Annotated in this window: 21 protein-coding genes; 14 read left to right on the top strand and 7 right to left on the bottom strand. The window is 71.8% G+C overall.

Going from position 1 to position 18,457, the window contains the following annotated elements:
* Positions 1 to 61: 61 nt before the first annotated feature.
* The 5 genes from FHX74_RS07835 to FHX74_RS07815 all read left to right on the top strand — a co-directional run bounded on the left by FHX74_RS07835 (position 62) and on the right by FHX74_RS07815 (position 4,773).
* A complete protein-coding gene (locus FHX74_RS07835; RefSeq protein WP_182559501.1) occupies positions 62 to 823 on the top strand; it encodes a metallophosphoesterase family protein in 762 nt (253 codons plus the stop codon).
* Positions 824 to 1,113: 290 nt separating this feature from the next.
* The gene (locus tag FHX74_RS07830) at positions 1,114 to 1,455 is read left to right on the top strand and encodes a cation diffusion facilitator family transporter (RefSeq protein WP_182559500.1); all 342 of its coding nucleotides are present in this window, start codon (positions 1,114 to 1,116) and stop codon (positions 1,453 to 1,455) included.
* Between the two features lie 85 nt (positions 1,456 to 1,540).
* Entirely contained in the window at positions 1,541 to 2,071 is a 531-nt protein-coding gene (locus FHX74_RS07825) for an HIT family protein (RefSeq protein WP_220483594.1), read from the top strand.
* Between the two features lie 685 nt (positions 2,072 to 2,756).
* Positions 2,757 to 3,860, top strand: a complete 1,104-nt coding sequence (locus FHX74_RS07820) for a hypothetical protein (protein ID WP_182559499.1) — start codon at positions 2,757 to 2,759, stop codon at positions 3,858 to 3,860.
* Between the two features lie 100 nt (positions 3,861 to 3,960).
* Positions 3,961 to 4,773 carry an SDR family oxidoreductase gene (locus FHX74_RS07815; RefSeq protein ID WP_328823699.1) on the top strand — a complete coding sequence of 271 codons (813 nt, stop codon included), beginning with the start codon at positions 3,961 to 3,963 and terminating at the stop codon, positions 4,771 to 4,773.
* Between the two features lie 306 nt (positions 4,774 to 5,079).
* Here the strand turns inward: FHX74_RS07815 and FHX74_RS21300 are convergent, their stop codons facing one another.
* Positions 5,080 to 5,322, bottom strand: a complete 243-nt coding sequence (locus FHX74_RS21300) for a GNAT family N-acetyltransferase (RefSeq protein ID WP_182559498.1) — start codon at positions 5,320 to 5,322, stop codon at positions 5,080 to 5,082.
* Between the two features lie 45 nt (positions 5,323 to 5,367).
* Between FHX74_RS21300 and FHX74_RS07805 the strand changes: the two genes are divergently transcribed.
* Together FHX74_RS07805 and FHX74_RS07800 are read left to right on the top strand one after the other, a co-directional pair.
* Positions 5,368 to 6,219 (top strand): S-methyl-5'-thioadenosine phosphorylase, encoded by an 852-nt coding sequence (locus FHX74_RS07805; protein WP_182559497.1) that lies wholly within the window; start codon positions 5,368 to 5,370, stop codon positions 6,217 to 6,219.
* Between the two features lie 31 nt (positions 6,220 to 6,250).
* The gene (locus FHX74_RS07800; protein WP_182559496.1) at positions 6,251 to 7,333 is read left to right on the top strand and encodes an NAD-dependent epimerase/dehydratase family protein; all 1,083 of its coding nucleotides are present in this window, start codon (positions 6,251 to 6,253) and stop codon (positions 7,331 to 7,333) included.
* Positions 7,334 to 7,401: 68 nt separating this feature from the next.
* Here the strand turns inward: FHX74_RS07800 and FHX74_RS07795 are convergent, their stop codons facing one another.
* The 3 genes from FHX74_RS07795 to FHX74_RS07785 are packed head-to-tail and all read right to left on the bottom strand — an operon-like array spanning position 7,402 to position 10,705.
* Positions 7,402 to 8,412 (bottom strand): sensor histidine kinase, encoded by a 1,011-nt coding sequence (locus tag FHX74_RS07795; RefSeq protein WP_182559495.1) that lies wholly within the window; start codon positions 8,410 to 8,412, stop codon positions 7,402 to 7,404.
* Entirely contained in the window at positions 8,409 to 9,209 is an 801-nt protein-coding gene (locus FHX74_RS07790; RefSeq protein ID WP_182559494.1) for a response regulator transcription factor, read from the bottom strand. The genes FHX74_RS07795 and FHX74_RS07790 overlap by 4 nt, the downstream gene beginning before the upstream one ends.
* A 5-nt stretch (positions 9,210 to 9,214) precedes the next feature.
* Positions 9,215 to 10,705, bottom strand: coding sequence for a hypothetical protein (locus tag FHX74_RS07785; protein WP_182559493.1), 1,491 nt, complete (start codon positions 10,703 to 10,705; stop codon positions 9,215 to 9,217).
* Positions 10,706 to 10,873: 168 nt separating this feature from the next.
* On the opposite strand from FHX74_RS07785, the gene FHX74_RS07780 reads away from it, so the two are divergent.
* The 3 genes from FHX74_RS07780 to FHX74_RS07770 are packed head-to-tail and all read left to right on the top strand — an operon-like array spanning position 10,874 to position 13,025.
* Positions 10,874 to 11,662: a glycosyltransferase family 2 protein gene (locus tag FHX74_RS07780; protein ID WP_328823698.1), complete on the top strand. Its 789-nt coding sequence runs from the start codon at positions 10,874 to 10,876 to the stop codon at positions 11,660 to 11,662.
* Positions 11,659 to 12,372, top strand: a complete 714-nt coding sequence (locus tag FHX74_RS07775; RefSeq protein WP_182559492.1) for a TIGR04282 family arsenosugar biosynthesis glycosyltransferase — start codon at positions 11,659 to 11,661, stop codon at positions 12,370 to 12,372. The genes FHX74_RS07780 and FHX74_RS07775 overlap by 4 nt, the downstream gene beginning before the upstream one ends.
* Entirely contained in the window at positions 12,369 to 13,025 is a 657-nt protein-coding gene (locus FHX74_RS07770; RefSeq protein WP_220483593.1) for a methyltransferase domain-containing protein, read from the top strand. The genes FHX74_RS07775 and FHX74_RS07770 overlap by 4 nt, the downstream gene beginning before the upstream one ends.
* Before the next feature lie 4 nt (positions 13,026 to 13,029).
* On the opposite strand, the gene FHX74_RS07765 is transcribed toward FHX74_RS07770, so the two are convergent.
* Entirely contained in the window at positions 13,030 to 13,482 is a 453-nt protein-coding gene (locus FHX74_RS07765; protein ID WP_182559491.1) for a hypothetical protein, read from the bottom strand.
* Between the two features lie 29 nt (positions 13,483 to 13,511).
* Complete coding sequence (locus FHX74_RS07760; protein WP_182559490.1) at positions 13,512 to 14,720, bottom strand: molybdopterin-dependent oxidoreductase; 1,209 nt, start codon at positions 14,718 to 14,720, stop codon at positions 13,512 to 13,514.
* 116 nt (positions 14,721 to 14,836) lie between these two features.
* On the opposite strand from FHX74_RS07760, the gene FHX74_RS07755 reads away from it, so the two are divergent.
* The 4 genes from FHX74_RS07755 to FHX74_RS07740 are packed head-to-tail and all read left to right on the top strand — an operon-like array spanning position 14,837 to position 17,825.
* A complete protein-coding gene (locus tag FHX74_RS07755; protein WP_182559489.1) occupies positions 14,837 to 15,553 on the top strand; it encodes a potassium channel family protein in 717 nt (238 codons plus the stop codon).
* 31 nt (positions 15,554 to 15,584) lie between these two features.
* On the top strand, positions 15,585 to 16,451 hold the full coding sequence (locus tag FHX74_RS07750; protein ID WP_182559488.1) for a phosphotransferase: 867 nt from the start codon (positions 15,585 to 15,587) through the stop codon (positions 16,449 to 16,451).
* A 31-nt stretch (positions 16,452 to 16,482) separates the two neighbouring features.
* Positions 16,483 to 16,866 carry a VOC family protein gene (locus FHX74_RS07745; RefSeq protein WP_182559487.1) on the top strand — a complete coding sequence of 128 codons (384 nt, stop codon included), beginning with the start codon at positions 16,483 to 16,485 and terminating at the stop codon, positions 16,864 to 16,866.
* Positions 16,863 to 17,825, top strand: a complete 963-nt coding sequence (locus FHX74_RS07740) for a phosphotransferase family protein (RefSeq protein WP_182559486.1) — start codon at positions 16,863 to 16,865, stop codon at positions 17,823 to 17,825. Before FHX74_RS07745 ends, FHX74_RS07740 begins: the two co-directional genes overlap by 4 nt.
* Before the next feature lie 131 nt (positions 17,826 to 17,956).
* On the opposite strand, the gene FHX74_RS07735 is transcribed toward FHX74_RS07740, so the two are convergent.
* Positions 17,957 to 18,433: an NUDIX hydrolase gene (locus FHX74_RS07735; protein WP_182559485.1), complete on the bottom strand. Its 477-nt coding sequence runs from the start codon at positions 18,431 to 18,433 to the stop codon at positions 17,957 to 17,959.
* Positions 18,434 to 18,457: the final 24 nt, after the last annotated feature.

Raw genomic sequence — 18,457 nt, 5'->3', positions numbered from 1 at the left:
CACACGCTCGGTCGGTCAGCCGATGCTCGTCTGGCGAGGCGATCGGCCTAGTGTCGGTCACATGCGGGTGGCGGTCTTCTCCGATGTGCACGGCAATCTCATTGCCCTCGACGCCGTCTTGCGCGCGGCAGCGGCCGACGATGTCGAGGAGTTCTGGATCATCGGCGACCATGTCGCCCACGGACCCCAGCCTGCCGAAACGCTCACTCGCATCAGATCATTACCAAACGTGTCGGCTGTCCGGGGCAACACCGACCGTTACGTCCTCGACGGGAGCCACTCCGACCTCGTTCCACGAGCCAGCGCAAGCATGTCGCTCCAGCAGGTGCAGCTGCTGGTCGACTCCACGGCCAGCCATGCCTGGACCCGAGGTGCCATCGCTGCCACCGGCCACGCAGCGTGGCTGGCCGGGCTCCCGCTCGAGACCCGAACAGTGCTGCCCGACAACACACCGGTACTGCTGGTCCACGCCTCGCCCGGCCGCGACGACGGCCCTGGCATCACCACCGACCAGACCGAGCAAGAGCTGCTCGAAGAACGCGGGCTCCAGGACTGCGGCGCGAGGCTGGTCTTCACCGGACACACTCACTGGCCGTGCGAGCGGCGCCCGCCCGGTGTGCGTGTCGTCAACGTCGGCAGCGTGAGCCTCCCCCACGGCCAAGACCGCGGAGCCACCTGGACCCTGCTCTCGGCGGACACCGCCGGCTACAGCCTCGAGCACCGCATCGAGCCCTACGACGTCTCAGCTGTCCATGACGCGATCGACGCCGTTCGCTACCCGGGTGCGGACTGGCTCAAGTCGAAGTTCATCGCTGGACAGTAGGTCACCGGCTACGTACGCGTCCGCGTGACCACCGACAACTGCACGCGTCCGCGTGACCACCGACAACTGCACGCGTCCGCGTGACCACCGACAACTGCACGCGTCCGCGTGACCACCGACAACTGCACGCGTCCGCGTGACCACCGACAACTGCACGCGTCCGCGTGACCACCGACAACTGCACGCGTCCGCGTGACCACTCGGCAGCGCGGGACCCGGGAAGTCTGCATGGCGCCGCCTCAGGCGCGACAGTTAGAGCGTGGGCCGTTCCCTCAGCGACAGGATGCGCCGTGGCCAGTCCCAATCGACTTGATGAGCTTTTTGAGAGCAACGACGACGGCGTTCCGCGGCAGCAGGAGCAGGCGCGACTCCGGTTGACGCCAGTTGCCCGTGTCCAGCTCGTCGTTGGCCTTGTGATGGTGGCGTTAGCCATCGTGATCCTGAGCTACGCACTCTTATCGACAGCGGAGGTGCCCAAGATTATCGTCGTCCTTTGGGTTCTGCTTGGCCTGAGTGGCTTGCTCAATACTTTGACTGCGGCCAAGCGCCGTCGGGTCGCGAAGCGCGACCATCGGTCGCCCGAGAACAGCCGAAACGCGAGTCCCGAGTCGCCTCGCTGGGATCGGAGCTAGCTGCCCTACATGGAAGCGCGGGAGATCCTTGAACCAGCGGCTACTGCAGGCGTCCGCGTGGACACCGGCAACTGCACGCGTCCGCGTGACCACCGACCACTGCGAGCGGCTGTTCTACCGGGATGCCTGGAACCGCAATGGCAGGATCTGTGGTGTGGATGTTCCGGGGTGTTTGGGCTGTGATTTGATTCAGGGCCGTCGAGACCTCCCCGGCGGCTTCATCTTCAGGTCGGACACTTGGGTGATCAACCACGTCGTGGGCTCCATGAATCTCGGCACTCTGGTGCTCAGCCCAACCGAACACATCGACGCCCTAGCCGACCTCTCGCAAGACGCCTCACTCGAGCTTGGTCTGCTACTGCGCCGGTCTGCTCTGACGGTGGAGCAGATTCTGCAGCCTGAGCAGACCTACGTGGCGCTTTGGGCTCATGGCAGCGATGGGCGCAAGCACCTTCACATCGTGGTGCAGCCTGTGACAGCCGAGACGGTGCGCGAGTATGGCGGCGCTCGCTCAGAACAGCTGCAGGCCCTGATGCTCGAAGGTGGGGTCGTCGCGGATCGAGCCGATATTGTCGATTTCTGCGAAACCGCTCGCGCGGTGTTCGCGCGGGTTTGATCTGCATGGATGTGTCGGTCGGTGGCTACCGCACGCATCCGCGTGACCACCGACCACCGCACGCATCCGCGTGACCACCGACCACCGCACGCGTCCGCGTGACCACCGGCAACTGCACGCGTCCGCGTGACCACCGGCAACTGCACGCGTCCGCGTGACCACCGGCAACTGCACGCGTCCGCGTGACCACCGGCAACTGCACGCGTCCGCGTGACCACCGGCAACTGCACGCGTCCGCGTGACCACCGGCAACTGCACGCGTCCGCGTGACCACCGGCAACTGCACGCGTCCGCGTGACCACCGGCAACTGCACGCGTCCGCGTGACCACCGGCAACTGCACGCGTCCGCGTGACCACCGGCAACTGCACGCGTCCGCGTGACCACCGGCAACTGCACGCGTCCGCGTGACCACCGACAACTGCACGCGTCCGCGTGACCACCGACAACTGCACGCGTCCGCGTGACCACCGGCAACTGCACGCGTCCGCGTGACCACCGGCAACTGCACGCGTCCGCGTGACCACCGGCAACTGCACGCGTCCGCGTGACCACCGGCAACTGCACGCGTCCGCGTGACCACCGGCAACTGCACGCGTCCGCGTGACCACCGGCAACTGCACGCGTCCGCGTGACCACCGGCTACTGCAAGCACGATTCGCCCTCGGCGATGTCATGATCGCGAGATGAGTGGCCATTCCGGGATGTCGGCCATCCCGCCGGACTGGGCTTGGCAGGTTTTGTTGGAGCCGTCACCGTTCGGTTCGGCGGCCAGCCAGCGTCGTCTGTTTCAGTCAGTCGATGGCATGGCGCAAGAACTGTCCGGGGACGGATGGCGCTCAGTCTGGCTGGAGTCGTGGCGACCGAACCTTCAGGTTGAGCGGTTCACGGTGGTCTTCGAGTTCGATTCGTGGGCGCGGAAGACGTGGCGGAGCCGGCGCATCACGAAGGGCTTCCCGGAATTGCTGCTGACGACCTGGCGTGAGACCTGGGTGGCCGACCGATCGGACCAGGCTCAGACCACGGCCTGGCTGCGGTCCCTAGCGAATCGCGGACTCGCGGACTTCGCCACCAGGCACAAGCTTGCTGCCGTGCCAGCGTTCGAGGTCACCGCCGCGAGCTATCCGTTTCTGCGGATCGATGCTGTTGGCAGCTATGCCCGGCAGGAGCACGCCACATGGCACGCCGATCCGGCGGTTGACCGATGGCTGCACAAGGCCCGGTTCTTGTGTGACCACCTGGTCCAGATCCTCACCGAAGCAGCCCTGACGTCTCGCATCAGTCCTGAGCTGCTGGTGACGGCACGGCTTGGTGAGCAGCCGGCTGTCGAGCTCAGCGATGACGGGACCGAGGCTGTGGTCACGGTCGGCGCAGGATTCGACCGCCTCGTGGAGAACGAACAGCGTCGGCAGGTGTGCGACGACGTGATGCGCAGCGTGCGCTTGCGTGCCGAGGTGGACGGTTTCGACGTGGACCCGGTGATCGCAGAACTCGCGGACCGTCTGGACGCCGACCCGGCGGATCTGGTCATGCCGTCGGATTGGGAGGTCGATCCCGTTGGGTCGGGGCAGGTGCGGCGAGTGTATCGACAGACGTGGGACGGGGTCGGTCGGGTCCGGCTTGAGGCGCGGCGGGGAAACGAGTCCATCGTGACGTCGGCTTGGGCTCCGGCCGGCCCGACCGCAACGGCGGGGCTGATCGCCCAAGACGTCGACTTCGACGACGAGGGACCCTTCATCGACATGCCGTCGCAACGAAGTGGCTGGTCGGTGACCCGTCTGCGGTTGTAGTCCAGCGAGCGTCACAGCCTGTCGCACTGGAGGACCGGCTATTGCGAACCGCGCTCGCCCACCGGTGGACCGAGGAGGCCCATCTCTCTAGCATCGACGGGTGCTCACCGGTCGGGTCGCGCTCGTCGCTGGCGCCACCCGCAGCGCTGGTCGTGCCATCGCGGTTGAGCTGGGGGCTCTCGGTGCGACGGTGTACGCGACCGGGCGCAGTTCGCGCCTGGGACGTTCCGATCTCGATCGGCCGGAGACGATCGAGGAGACCGCCGATCTCGTCGACGCGGTGGGTGGTCGCGGTGTGCCCGTGCGGGTGGACCACAGCGACCCAGTGGCGGTCGCGCGTCTGGTCGCCCGGATCGAGGACGAGGTCGGTCGACTCGACATCTTGGTGAACGACGTCTGGGGCGGCGATGGGTTGACCGATTGGGAGCGACCGTTGTGGGAGCAGTCCCTCGATGACGGGCTGTTGATGGTGCGCCGTGGCGTGGAGACGCATCTGGTGACGAGCCATGCGGCGCTTCGTCTGTTGTCTCGCCGCCGGGGTGGGTTGGTCGTCGAGGTGACCGATGGCGCTCACGACGGTGGAGGCGCGTACCGCGGCTCGTTCTTCTACGACCTCGTGAAGGCGTCGGTGATCAGGCTGGCGGTGGCCCAGGCAGCCGAGTTGGCTCGGTTCGGGTCGACCGCGGTGTCGGTGAGTCCTGGATGGCTGAGGTCGGAGCGGATGCTCGACCGGTACGGCGTCACCGAGGCGACCTGGCGAGAGGCGACCGCGAGGGAACCCCACTTCTGTTGCTCCGAGTCGCCGTATTTCCTGGGCGGGGGGGGGTGGCTGCGCTGGCCGCTGATCCTGCTGCCGGCCGGTTCGCCGGTCGGTCACTGTCCAGCTTCGACCTCGCCGGCATCTACGGCCTGAGTGACCGCGACGGCACCCGACCAGACTGGCCGCGGTACTACCGCGAGGTCGTGGAGGTCGGTGGTGAGGCCGGTGACAGCGGTTACCGCGATCATGGCCAGCGGCGCACCTGACTCGGGCGGAGAAGGTGAAGGTCCGGGCGCCGGCCGGCACAAGGCCCGCTCGACCGCACCCTCCTCGCGGGCTACGCGTGACCACCGACCACCGCACGCGTCCGCGTGACCGGTACGAATGTCGGCTGGCTCGCCTCTTCAGAGCTGGACCATTGCTCGCTTCGAGGCCCGGAGCCTTCGATCGCTGGGGACGTCACAGGCGGAGCTGTCTGAGCATGACCGCGCCTCGCCCCTCGTCCTCTCCGACCCGTCGAAAGCCCATCGACTCGTACAAGCCGGACGCTGCCGTGTTCTCGTTGCTGACATGGAGACTCAACGCCCGGTGACCCTGGGCACGCGCGACGTCGAGGAGTGCGGTCAACAATCGCTTCCCCACCCCCTGACCGCGCCGTTCGGCCTCCACCGCCATCACGACCTCGGGGGTGTCCGCGGCCACGAAGCCGGCGCGCCTGTCCGACTGTGCCTGGTTGACTGTCGCGTCATGGCGACACTGTCCCGGCCCGACATCGGGATCATCGGTGGTTCCGGGTTCTACAGCCTCTTCGAGGACGCCGAAAAGCACGAGGTCGAGACCCCCTTCGGAGCCCCCAGCGCGCCGGTGACCGTCGGCCGGCTCGGAGGCCGCCTGGTCGCCTTTCTCCCCCGTCACGGGTTGCGGCACGAGTACCCCCCGCACCGGGTCAACTACCGGGCCAACCTCTGGGCCCTGCGGGCGGTCGGCGTGCGGCAGGTGCTCGCACCGTGCGCGGTGGGATCGCTGCGGGCCGACCTCGGCCCGGGGACGTTCGTCCTGCCCGACCAGATCATCGACCGCACCTGGGGTCGCGAGCACACCGTCTGGGACGCCGTCGGACCGGTCGTGCACACCGCCTTCGCCGATCCGTACTGCCCCCGCGGGCGGGCGGCGGTGCTGGCCAGCGCCCAGAAGGCGGCCGCCGACGGGCCGGACGCACCGGCGCTGGTCGACGGCGGCACGCTGGTGGTGATCAACGGGCCCCGGTTCTCCACCCGGGCGGAGTCGCAGTGGCACGCGGCGGCCGGTGGCACCGTGGTCGGGATGACCGGGATGCCGGAGGCCTCGATCGCCCGCGAGCTGGCGATGTGCTGCACGGCGGTGGCGATGGTGACCGACCACGACGCCGGCGTCGAGGCCGGCGAGGAGGTCACCCACGCCGCCGTGCTCGCCGTGTTCGAGCAGAACCTCAGCCGGCTGCGGAGCCTGCTCGAGCGGGTCGTCGCTCAGCTCCCCGAACCCGAGACCGACGACGAGGCCGTCTGCGGCTGCCGCCGTTCGCTGGACGGCCTCACCCTGCCGACCCCGCTGCCGACTTGATCACCGGCGCCGGACCGGGTGCAGTGGGCGCATGCGCGTACTCGTGACCGGTGCGGCCGGCTTCATCGGCTCGACGATCGTCGACCAACTGCGGGAGCGCGGCGACGAGGTGGTGCCGGTGGACGTCCTCTTGCCCGCCGCGCACGCCGGCCGCCCCGACTGGGTGAGCGAGCTGCACGAGGTCGACGTCCGCGACGAGCAGGCCCTCGCCCCGCTGCTGACCGGGGTCGACCTGGTCTGCCACCAGGCAGCCATGGTCGGTCTCGGGCTGGACGCCCACGACGCGCCCGCCTTCGTCAGCCAGAACGTGCTCGGCACCGCCACCCTGCTGTCGGCGATGACCCGGGCCGGAGTCAGCGGCGTGGTGCAGGCATCCTCGATGGTCGTCTACGGCGACGGCGGGTACACCTGTGCCGAGCACGGCGAGGTGCGCCCGGCTCCCCGGCGGCCGGAGGACCTCGACGCGGGTCGCTTCGACCCGCCCTGCCCGCACTGCGGCCGCGCGGTGGACTGGCACCCGATCGACGAGGACGCCGGGCTCGACCCGCGCACCACCTACGCGGCGACCAAGCTGGCGCAGGAGCACCTGGCCGCCGCCTGGTGCCTGCAGACCGGTGGTCGGGCGGTCTCGCTGCGCTACCACAACGTCTACGGCGCCCGGATGCCCCGCGACACCCCGTACGCCGGCGTGGCCAGCATGTTCCGGTCGTCGCTGGCGGCCGGCCGGCCGCCCCGGGTCTTCGAGGACGGCGCGCAGCAGCGTGACTTCGTCGAGGTGACCGACGTGGCCCGGGCCAACCTCGCCGCACTGGACGCGCTGACCGACGCCGACGGGCCAGCGCCGGGAGGCCCCCACCGGGCCTACAACGTGGCGTCCGGACGGCCCCGGTCCATCCTCGACCTGGCGGTCCGGATGGCCGAGGTGATGGACGGCCCACGGCCCGAGGTCGTCGGCGGGGGACGGCCCGGAGACGTCCGGCACATCGTCGCCGACCCCGGGCGCGCCCGGACCGAGCTGGGGTTCAGCGCGCGGGTGGGCTTCGACGACGGGGTCGCTGCGTTCGTCGCGGCGCCGATGCGCGCACCGGCCGCCGGCGGGCGGACCACCGCCTGACCGTCGGCACGGCGCCTGACCGTAGGAACAGGCGCCGACCGTTGCCCGCCGTCCTCGTGCAGGCGCGCTCAGGCGGCCAGCGGCAGCCGGACCTCGAAGCGGCAGCCCTGGTCGACGTTGCGCACCGACACGTCGCCCTGCTGGGCCTCGACCAGCCCGCGGACGATGGCCAGTCCGAGCCCGGCGCCGCCGTCCGCGCCGGCCTGCGGCGAGCGTGACGAGGTCCCCCGGAAGGCCACCTCGAAGACCCGTGGCAGGTCGTGGTCGGGGATGCCTCCGCAGGCGTCCCGGACCCCGATCCGCACCTGGTCGTCGACGACGTCGGCGGTCACCTCGACCTGGCCGTCGCTCGGCGTGTGCCGGATGGCGTTGCCCACCAAGTTGCGGAGCACCCGGTCCAGCTCGGTCGCCGAAGCCCGGACCGACGGCCAGCTCCCGACCGGGGCCGTCAGCCGCACCCCGCGTCCGGCGGCGATCGGGGTCAGGCTCTCGACCACGTCGCGGACCAGCTCGGCGAGCGGGATCCGCTGCACCTGCAAGTCGAGGGCGCCGGCGTGGATCCGGGACAGCTCGAACAGGTCCTCGACCATCCCCGTCAGCCGCCGGGTCTCGTCCCGGATCCGGCGGCCGTAGTCGACCACGTCGGCCGGTTCGTCGACCAGGCCGTCCTCCAGCGCCTCGCTCATCGCCCCGATCCCGGCCAGCGGCGTCCGCAGGTCGTGGCTGAGCCAGGCGACCAGCTCGCGCCGGGCCGCGTCCCGGGCCTGCTCGTCGGCCCGGCGGGTCTCGGCGGCCAGCTGCCGGGCCGTGATCCGCCGCCCGAGCAGCAGGGCGAACGGCAGCAGGGTGATCCCGATCAGGGCGCAGGTGACCGAGGTCCAGCGGAGCTGCGGGGTGAACATGAAACCACTGATCGCCACCACGAAGAGCAGCACGGCGACCAGCGGCACGGTGACCAGCACGCTGATCGAGACCAGCGGCGACCGGTGCTCGATCAGCCGGAGCAGGACGACCTCGATCCCGAGCGTCAGCGCGCAGGCCAGCACCGCCCACGGCAGGATGTGCCAGAACTCGGTCACCGCCGGCCGCCCTCCTGATCATCGTCGTCGCTCGCGGCGGGCGCGATCGGTCGAGCAGGGCCGTCGGCCGGATCGGCGTCGACGGGGTGGTAGCGGTAGCCCCGCCCCCACACGGTGAGCAGCCGGACCGGACGGGCCGGGTCGTTCTCGATCTTCTCCCGCAACCGACGCGCGTGCACGGTGACCGTCGACTCGTCCCCGAAGTCCCACTCCCAGACGTCCTTCATCAGCTGCTGGCGGGTGAGGGCCTGGTCGGGATGGCGGAGCAGATAGCAGAGCAGGTCGAACTCGCGACCGGTCAGCGCCAGTGGTCGACCGGCCCGGGTGGCCGTCCGGGCCGCCGGGCTGACCACCAGGTCGCCGTCGACCAGCGGTGACGCGGTCGGGTCGCTCCCCGGGTCGGCACGGCGGCCGGTGGCGGCCGACCGCGTCCGTTCGAGCAGCCGGCCGACCCGCAGGGTGACCTCGCGCGGGGAGAACGGCTTGGTCACGTAGTCGTCGGCGCCCAGCTCGAGCCCGGCGATCCGGTCGTCCTCGGAGCCGAGCGCGGTGAGCATGACGATGCCGACGTCGGACTCGGCCCGCAGCGTGCGGCAGACCTCGAGACCGCCGAGGCCCGGCAGCATCAGGTCGAGGACCACCAGGTCGACGTCGGCGGTCCGGAGGACCTCGATCGCGGTCGGTCCGTCGGCGGCCTCCCGGACCCGGTGGCCGGCCTTGATCAGATAGCGGCGCAGGACGTCCCGGACGTTGGCGTCGTCGTCGACCACCAGCACCTGGAACACTCCCTCGCGCACCGCGCTCACCAGCCGGTGTCCAGCAGGTGGTTGACCAATAGGGCCGTGCCCGCGGACCCGATGAGGGCCCAGCGGGCGGCACGGCCCCGCAGCAGGGCGAGCCCGGAGAAGGCCACCACCCCGAAGCTCAACCAGATGCGTTCCGTCTCCGCCTTGCTCATCCCCGAGATGTCGGCGATCAGCGCGGCCGTCACGCCCGACAGGCAGAGCAGCGCCACCGCGACGTCACCCTCCGGTGCCGCTGACCACCGCCGGCCCGCTCGGGTGGAGTCCGCTCGGCTCCGAAGCACAGCTACCGACCGCACGACCGCCACGGCGAGCAGCGGGGAGCAGCTGATCAGGAAGGCGGCCAGGTTCGCCCAGACGAAGTAGCCGTAGGGCCGCTGGCTGGCGACGCTCGTCCGGTAGCGGACGCTCAGCTCGGCCAGCCCGGTGAACCAGTCGAACCCGGCCAGGGTGAAGGCGGCGGCGACCAGCAGCGCGCCACCGGTCACCACCCCGAGATCCCGCAGCGCGATCGTTCCCCGGCGACGCCAGCCACAGGCCACGATCAGCAGCACCACCACGCCGAGCAGGACCAGACCGTAGGAGAGGTAGGCGGTGGCGCCGAGCAGCAGGCCGCCGGCCAGGCCGGCCGACGCCCGCGCGGTCCGCGGGCGCCGGGTCAGCTCACCGTCGCCCCGGGTCAGGGCCACTGCGGTCAGGGCCAGCCCGGACAGCGCCACGCCAGCGAACAGCCCGTCGGCGGACACCCCGATCCAGACCGCGCCGGGGAACAGGGCCGCCAGCGGCAGCAGCCGACGGGCCGGCTCCTCACCGGCGAGCTCGCGGACCAGCACGACCAGCGCGGTCGCCGCCGCCGAGCCGACCAGGATGCAGAGGGCGCCGGCCCAGAAGCCGCCGGACAGCCCGAGCCGGTCGAGGGCCCAGAAGGCCAGGGTGGCCAGCGGCGGGTGCCCGGCGACATGGGTGGTCCAGGCCTGCGCCGGTTGGTCGCCGTAGCGGATGTGCTCGCTGAACGTGGACAGGAATGTGTGCACGTCGGTGATCCGGGGCAGGTCGTGCAGGTACTCGTTGGGGTCGAGCAGGACGTCGACCCAGCCGCGGCGGAACCCGTCGACCAGGGTCAGGGACACCAACCAGCCGAGGTTGAGCAGCCATCCCAGCAGCAGCAGTCGGCCCCACCGGATCTCAGCCGCCCGCCGTTGCAGCTGCAGACCGAGCAGCAGCGCGAGCAGGGCCAGCGGCGTGCCCCAGCCGACGTGGGGGGACCAGAACGCGAGCAGCGGCGGCGTCGGCAGCACCAGGTCGAAGCCGTGATCATCGAGCCAGAAGCCGACCCCGGAGGCGAGCGCGATCAGAACCAGCGCGGACGCCAGGGCGATGTGGTCCGCGCGACCGAACGGCGACCAGCGTCGACCGTGATCGGCCGGGGGCCGGCCGGGTGGCCGCGCGAGCTCGTCGGTTCCCGTGGCGGACGGCTCACGGACTGGCATCGACACCTCCCGGCGGCAGGGACCCGATCGGCGGTCGCCGTCGGATCCGTAGAGCATCGCCGATCCGGCGCCGGGATCCCGTTCCGGGGAGCCCGCGGCGGCGAACCGCAAGAGTTTCGCAAGATCTCGATGGGGCCCGGACGTCCGCGGGCTCTCTAGGCTCGGGGAGTGACCGACACAGGCGCTCCCCCTCCGGCACCGTCCCCGCGCTCCGTGGTCGACGACCCCGCCGCCCGCTCGGTCGAGGTCGTGCTGCCCTGTCTGGACGAGGCTCTCGCGTTGCCCGGCCTGCTGGCGGACGTGCCGGCCGGTTGGCGGGTGCTGGTGGTCGACAACAACTCGACCGACGACACCGCCGCGGTGGCGCGCGGGGGCGGGGCGCGGGTGATCGCCGAGGGCCGCGCGGGGTACGGCGCGGCGGTCCACGCGGGCATCGCCTCGGCCACCGCCGACATCGTCGCCGTGATCGACGGTGACGGCTCGCTCGATCCGGCCGAGCTGGTCGAGCCGGTGCGGATGATCGTCGACGGCCGCGCGGACCTGGTCTGCGGACGGCGGCGACCCGTCGCCCGTCGCGTCTGGCCCTGGCACGCCCGGCTCGGCACGCTCTTCCTGGCCGGGCTGATCCGGGTCGGTTCGGGCGTTCCCGTGCACGACATCGCCCCGGTCCGGGTCGCCCGCCGCGAGGCGCTGCTCGCCCTCGACCTGCGCGACCGGCGCTGCGGCTATCCGCTGGAGACGATCCTGGCCGCCGCCCGTGCCGGGTGGCGGATCGTTGAGGTCGACGTCAGCTACCGGGCTCGCGCGGTCGGCAGCCGGTCGAAGATCAGCGGGACCGTCCGGGGCACCGTGACCGTCGCGCGCGACTTCGCCGCCGTGCTGGTCGCCGCGCGCCGACCACGCCGGCGCGGTCCCGCCACCAGCGGCCCGCCCGCGCAGCAGACGGAGCGGCCGTGACCGGACCCGCACCCGACGTCGTCCACCTGGTCGTGGCCAAGGCGCCGGTGCCGGGCCAGGTGAAGACCCGGCTGACGCCGACCCTCAGTGACCACCAGGCCGCGGCCCTGGCGGCAGCGGCGCTGCTCGACACGCTGGATGCCGTCCGGGCGGCCGCCGAGGGCGGCCCCGCGCCAGTGATCGCGTTGACGGGCGACGTCGACGGCGCGGCGGCCCCGGGTGCGCTGCGCGCGGCGCTGGCGACGACGGTGATCATCGCTCAGCGCGGTGACCAGTTCGCAGAACGGCTGGCGAACGCGCACCTCGACGCGGCCGGTCCCGAGGGCGCGGTGGTGCAGATCGGGATGGACACGCCGCAGGTCGATCCGGCGGTGCTGCGGTCGGTCGCCCTCCGGCTCAGCGACCCCCTCGGACCGGACGCCGTCCTCGGGCCGGCGGTCGACGGCGGTTGGTGGCTGCTCGGGCTGCGGCGGGCCCGCGACGCGCAGCACCTGGTGGGGGTGCCGATGTCCCGTGACGACACCGGTGCGCGGACCCTGGCCGCGCTCCGGAGCGCCGGCCTGCGGATCGAGCTCACCGAGACGCTCACCGACGTCGACGAGGTCACCGATCTTGCCCCGGTCGCCGCCACCGCACCCGCCACCCGGTTCGCCGAGCTCGTCCGGGTGCTCGACCCGCTCGTGGCCCCGGACGGCGGGACCCCGGCGTGATCGACCCGCTGGAGCTCTACGAGACCGGGCTCTGCACCGGGTCCGGGGCGATGGAGACCGCGACCGGAGCGCGCTGGGCCCTCCCGATCCGCGCGTGGAGCTCGGAACCCGACGACGGTGACCGGGGACTGCTCGACCGCTGCTTGGGCCCGACCCTCGACGTCGGGTGCGGCCCGGGCCGGCTGACCGCCGATCTCGGTCGCCGCGGGACTCCGGCCCTCGGGGTCGACATCTCCGCGGTCGCGGTGGCGCTGACCCGCGCCCGAGGAGGGACGGCGTTGCGGCGTGACGTCTTCGGACGGATGCTCGGCGAGCACCGCTGGCGGCACGTGCTGCTCGCCGACGGCAACGTCGGGATCGGCGGGGACCCGATCCGGATGCTGTGGCGCTGCCGCGACCTGCTGGATCCGGGCGGGTCGGTCCTGCTCGACGTCGAACCGCCGGGCACCGGGCTGCGTGCGGGAAGCGTCCGGTTGGTCGACGGGGAGCGGACGAGCGCCTGGTTCGCCTGGGCCTGGCTCGGGGCCGACGCCCTGACCTCCGTGGCGGCCGCGGCCGGTCTCGGGGTGCGGGCGCTGTGGCAGGTCACCGGGGCGTCCGGCCCGCGCTGGCAGGCCGAGCTCGAACCGTCCGACCGCTGGCCGTGCCGATAGCCGGTCAGGACGTCGGCGGACCGACCGGCTCGCGTCCGGTCGACCGGTCGCGCGCGACCCGGACGGCCCAACCGACCAGGCAGCCGAGGGCGAGCAGCCCGATGATCAGCACCAGGTGCCACGGATAGGGCTGCACCAGCAGCGCCTTGACCCGCGGGAAGTCCCGGGGGTCGGCGAGGTGCGGCACCAGCGCCATCGGCACCGTGATCACCACCGCCGGGAACGCGGCGACCAGCCCGAACTGCACGAACCGGCGGGGCCGGGCAGGCAGTCGGCGCAGACCGGCGGCGATCAGCAGCACGAGGGGCGAGAGCAGCCCGTCCTGGATGAGGACCGCGGCGACCAGCCAGGTCCCCAGCGAGATCAGCACCGGCCACGGATAGTTCAGCAGCAGCCGGACGCCCCAGACCAGGAGCGCGATGCCGATCACCGCGGAGGTGATCCTGGCCAGCCTCATCCGGTCCACCCGCCCTCGCGGCCCCGCGCTCACAGCACCTCGATCCGGCTCAACCACTTGGTGTTGAGCACCCCGGCCCGGTTCGGGGAGATCAACCGCAACGGGTAGCCGTGGTCAAGGTCGAGCCGGGCACCGTTCAGGTGGGTGGCCAGCAGCGCCGCGGACAGCTGCGGCCCGAAGATCTCGGACACGTTGTAGCCCACCTTCTCCAGCGAGTGCAGCCGCACGGTCGAGGAGGCGGCCCCACCGGCGCGGAGCACGAGATCGAGCAGCGTCGGCCCGCGCCAGAGCGCCCCGACGCTCCAACCCTCGACGCAGGCGATCGGGAGCCGGGCCTCGCTGATCCGGAGCTGCCCGGCGTCCTCGAGCGCGTCCAACGGGACCGTGAAGGGTCGTGGGCCGTCCACCCGGAGCGTCCAGTCGGGGTCGGTGGCCAGCGCCCTGACGTCGGCCTGTTCGGCCGTCCGATTGACCGGGACGCGCTGCGGGCCGTCCGGGTAGCGGCGGGTGGCCAGCAGCCCGATCGGTTCGAGGGCGGTGACGGTCTGGCCCGCGGCGGTCAGCACGACCACGCCGATCCCCACCGAGGCGGCCGCCAGCACCCCGCGGCGGCCGATCGCCTCCGGCGTCGGCGGTTCCACCTCGCCGGCGTTGCTGTGCGCGTCCGGGTTGTCCTCCCAGGGCACCTCGGTCAGGACGTCCGCGGTCCGCAGCCGGGCACGGAGCCCGTAGGCGATGTCGGGGAGCTTGACGGCGACGTGCAGCAGCACGGCACCGATCACCACCCAGGCCAGCCGGTAGTGCATCTTCGTGAAGAACCAGGGGAAGGCGTACCAGTTGAGCACGTTCATGAAGCCGGTGGCCAGCTGCACCAGCGTCGCGGCGACCAGCACGAAGATCGACAACCGCTCGAGCGCCTTGCGCACCGTCCGGGCCGGTGGCCAGCGGAACAGGTTGGGATAGACCGACCAGAGTTTGATCATGGTCAGCGGGATGCAGGCGGTCCCGGTCAGCACGTGCACCCCCTGGGTCACCCGGTAGCCCCAGACCGGCGAGGCCGGTTCGGGCAGCCAGCGCCACGGTTGGTACTGGTAATGACTGAGCAGCCCGGTGACGAACAGCACCACGATGGCGATCCCGAGCGCCGCACCCAGCCGGGCGGTCAGCGCGGTCGACCGCACCGGGCTGTCGAAGTGCGGCCACCGGCGTGGTCGCGTGGCCGCGGAAGGGAGGCGCATGGCTCCCAGTCTCGCGGTGATCGGCGCGCGAAGATCTTACGAATTGCTGGCCTCGCGATCTACGCTGCCGCTGCGGGATCGCCAGGCGCGACGACGGCAGCAGCCATAGTGTCCGCATGACCCTGGCCACCTGGCAACGACGTGCCGAGCTGCCGCTCGCCATTGCCGCCGTCGTCTTCCTGATCAGCTATTCCTGGACCGTCCTCGTCCCCGACCTGCCGCGTGAGCTGCGCTTCGCCCTCGAGCTCGTGGACTACGCCACCTGGCTGGTCTTCACCGTCGACTACGTCGGTCGGGTCGTGCTGGCCGAGCGCCGCTGGTCCTACGTCCGGCACCACCTCGTCGACCTGCTCATCGTCGTGCTCCCGCTGCTGCGACCGCTGCGGGTGCTGCGGCTGATCACGCTGCTGCGCTTCATCGAGCGCCGCGTCGCGCACTCGTTGCAGGGCCGGGTCGCGGTCTACGTCGCCCTGTCCACCGCCCTCGTGCTCTACACCGGCTCGCTGGCCGAGCTGGAGGCCGAACGCCACGCGCACGGATCGAACATCCACACCTTCGGGACGTCGTTGTGGTGGGCGATCACCACGATCACCACCGTCGGCTACGGCGATCACTACCCGGTCACCACTCAGGGTCGACTGGTCGCTGCTGCCCTGATGATCGCCGGCGTGGCCCTGCTCGGCGTGGTCACCGCCTCGCTCGCCTCGTGGCTGGTGCAGCGCGTCCGCCTCGGCGCGGAGACCGCCAGCCAGGACGAGCGTCCCGGCGAAGTCGAACGCCTCCGCGCCGAGCTCGCCGAACTCCGCGCCCGGTTCGGGACCGACCACTCCTGATCCGCGCGACGGCGCCACTAGAGTCCCCCACGTGGATCCCTGCGTCGCCGAGGTGGCCGAGCGCACCGGAATCGCGCTGTCGTGGGTCGCCCCGCTCACCGGTGGCGAGCAGGGCGGCGCCTGGCTGGTGCAGTCCACCGACGGGGAGTTCCTCGTCCTCAAGGTCCAACCGGACCCCGTCAAGGCCCAGGCCGTACTGCGCGCCGGTCCGGTGATCACGGCTGCGGTGAGCGGCGGTTGGCCGACCGCCGCCTGGCGGCACTGGGGTGTGCTCGACGACGGCACCGCGTTCGTGCTGCAGCAGCACCTGGTGGGCTCTCCGGTCGAGCGGTTGAACGTGGGGACCGTGAGAGCGGTGATCACCGCCAACGCCACCCAGGCCGGGCTCGGCCACCCGGACGCGTTCGACGACTCCGCCCAGCTCGTCGCGGTGACCCGCGGCGATCATCCCTGGCGGGAGGTCGTGGCGTCACGGTCGCCACGAGGTGCGGCGCTGGTCGAACGCGGCAGCGCGATGATCAGGACGCTCGGACCGGTCGCGTTACCCGTCACCGACCTGGTGCACGGCGACTACAGCAGCGCGAACATGATCATCACCGACACCGGGATCGCCTTCGTCGACTGCGAGACCGTCGGGCGCGGGACGCGGGTCCGCGACCTCGCCGACCTCCACCGCCAGGGCGTCGTCCAGCCCGGCACCGATCCCGTCGCGCTCGACCTGCTCCGCCGGGCCGCCGTCGAGGTCGCCGGCCCGGCGGTCTTCCTCACCTGTCTGGTCGCCGTCGGCTACAACAACCTCGCCTGGTGGGCCGAACACCGCAGCGTCGACGACTTCGACCAGGCCTACGACCGGCTGCGCGATCACCTCGACCACCTCGAGCGGTCGGGGACCGGCTGACGACGGGAACGGTAGGTGGCACGCTCGTCGCGTGCAGACCTACGACCACGGCAGCGTCGTCCTCGTGCTCGACTGTGCGGATCTGGAGCGGGCCGCCGCGTTCTGGTGTGCGGCGCTCGGCTACCGCACCCCGGTCCCGGCCGTGGACCCCTATCTGCAGCTCGTCCCTGGGGCGCACGGCGGACTGGACGTGCTGCTGCAGCGGACGACCGACGTCAAGCACGAGAAGAACTGGATGCACCTCGATCTCCGCACGCCCGACCTCGAGACGGAGACGGCCCGGCTGGTCGACCTCGGCGCCACGCTGCTGACCGCCGAGCCGGTGATCGAGGACGGCTGGCGCTGGCACGTCCTCGCCGACCCCGACGGCAACGAGCTCTGCGTGCTCGAGCCGCCGACCACGGACGTCGGATGAGCCGAGCCGTCGCCGCCGGTTCGGCGTCGCTTCCGTTCGGTCTCGCCTGGGCCGACCTCGCCCCTGCCCTGCCCGGGACGAGCGGTCCCGTCACGGCCGAGGTGATCCACCGCCCCCAGGGCAGGCACCACGGCGGGCACCCGTCGGCCAGCGTGCGGGTGCGCTGTCCGACGGCGTCTGGCGTCGCCGAGGTCAGGCTGTTCGTCAAGCAGAACGCGGACCGCCCGGAGGCGCCGCGCTATCGGCTGCTCGCTGAGGCGGGCGTCCCGGTCCCGCGTCTTCACGCCGCCGTCGACCGCGGCGGTGCTGAGGTGCTGGTGCTCGACGAGCTGCCGGTGGTCGGCCTCGAGCGCGACGACGTCGATCCCGCGCTCGGGCTGCTCGCCCGGCTGGCCTCCCGGCAGGACGCCCCGGCCGAGCTCGCACCTCCGCCCGCCGGCAGCGACCAGGCGACGTTCGAGGTTTCGCTCGCCGCAGCGCTCGCTCGGATCGACCGCGAACAGCCGGGGTCGGGGACGACCCGGTGGCTGGCGACCTACCGGAGACTGCTCCCCGAGTACCGGGCGCTGCCGACCGCACTCAGCCACGGCGAGCTCGCCGCGCACCAGTTCGGCCGCACCGACCAGGGAAGACTCGTGGTGTTCGATCTGGCCACCGTCGGCCGGCGGCCGCGGTTCTTCGACCTCGCCGCGATCATCGGCGTGCTCGCCGATCTCGCCGGTCGGTCCGAGCAGACGCTGCTGGACGACTACCTCGGCCGCCTGCACCGGCTCGGCGTCGACCCGGGAACGACACCTCAGGCGGAGGCCGAGCTCCGGGTCACCCGTTTCGTCGGGGTGCTGGAGACCGTGCCCTGGTTGGTCAGCCTGGCGGCCGACGGCGACGATCCGGAGAGCTCCCAGCTGCTCGACCGGCACCTGAGGACCACCGCGGCGGTGCACGCCGAGATCGTGCGCTGAGTCTGTCGAAGCGCGCTGCGGCCCTTCGACAGGCTCAGGGCACCGTGGTGGGGCCCTGTGCGCTGGTCGGGGTTTCCGTGCGCTGAGCTTGTCTCCCGTGCGAGCGGTGGGTGACCGACCGCGCTCACCGGTCAGCAGGCGGCGACGGCCATCCGGATCTGCTCGACCAGTCCCGGCGCCGCGGTCTGGTCGGAGGCGTCGAGGTCGGTCGCCGACCACCAACGGTGCTCGACCGTCGTCGCCCGCTCCACCTCGTCGAGACCCTCGAAGCTCACCGGCACGTCCCCGACCCGGACCGCCCACCAGGTCTGCTGCTGGGTGATGTCGTAACGGCCCCAGCTGAATCCGACCGTCTCGCTGAGCAGCGGGCCGACCAGCGCGGCGGTCGTCGCCCGGATCCGGGTCTCCTCCCACAGCTCGCGGACCGCCGCCTGCCGGTCGTCCTCGCCCTCGTCCAGACCCCCGCCGACGCTGAACCAGAACAGGTCGTCCGGATGGGCCGGCTCGAACCCGCGGAGCAGCAGCACCTCGTCGCGGTGGTTGACCGGCAGCACACGCGCCGCCCGCCGGTCGAGGGCCGTCCGGGGCTGGTTCGGGTCGTCGGGCACGCCCGGCACGCTAGCGGTTCGCGG

The sequence above is a fragment of the Microlunatus kandeliicorticis genome (assembly GCF_014137855.1).
GTDB classification, from domain to species: domain Bacteria; phylum Actinomycetota; class Actinomycetes; order Propionibacteriales; family Propionibacteriaceae; genus Microlunatus; species Microlunatus kandeliicorticis.
The sequence above is the reverse complement of the archived record's forward strand: the minus strand, read 5'-3'. Positions and strand labels throughout refer to the sequence as shown.

Coding starts and splice junctions, on each gene's coding strand:
- FHX74_RS07835 (WP_182559501.1), top strand. CDS start 62: ATGCGGGTGGCGGTCTTCTCCGATGTGCACGGCAATCTCATTGCCCTC.
- FHX74_RS07820 (WP_182559499.1), top strand. CDS start 2,757: ATGAGTGGCCATTCCGGGATGTCGGCCATCCCGCCGGACTGGGCTTGG.
- FHX74_RS07805 (WP_182559497.1), top strand. CDS start 5,368: ATGGCGACACTGTCCCGGCCCGACATCGGGATCATCGGTGGTTCCGGG.
- FHX74_RS07800 (WP_182559496.1), top strand. CDS start 6,251: ATGCGCGTACTCGTGACCGGTGCGGCCGGCTTCATCGGCTCGACGATC.
- FHX74_RS07785 (WP_182559493.1), bottom strand. CDS start 10,705: ATGCCAGTCCGTGAGCCGTCCGCCACGGGAACCGACGAGCTCGCGCGG.
- FHX74_RS07765 (WP_182559491.1), bottom strand. CDS start 13,482: ATGAGGCTGGCCAGGATCACCTCCGCGGTGATCGGCATCGCGCTCCTG.
- FHX74_RS07760 (WP_182559490.1), bottom strand. CDS start 14,720: ATGCGCCTCCCTTCCGCGGCCACGCGACCACGCCGGTGGCCGCACTTC.
- FHX74_RS07755 (WP_182559489.1), top strand. CDS start 14,837: ATGACCCTGGCCACCTGGCAACGACGTGCCGAGCTGCCGCTCGCCATT.
- FHX74_RS07740 (WP_182559486.1), top strand. CDS start 16,863: ATGAGCCGAGCCGTCGCCGCCGGTTCGGCGTCGCTTCCGTTCGGTCTC.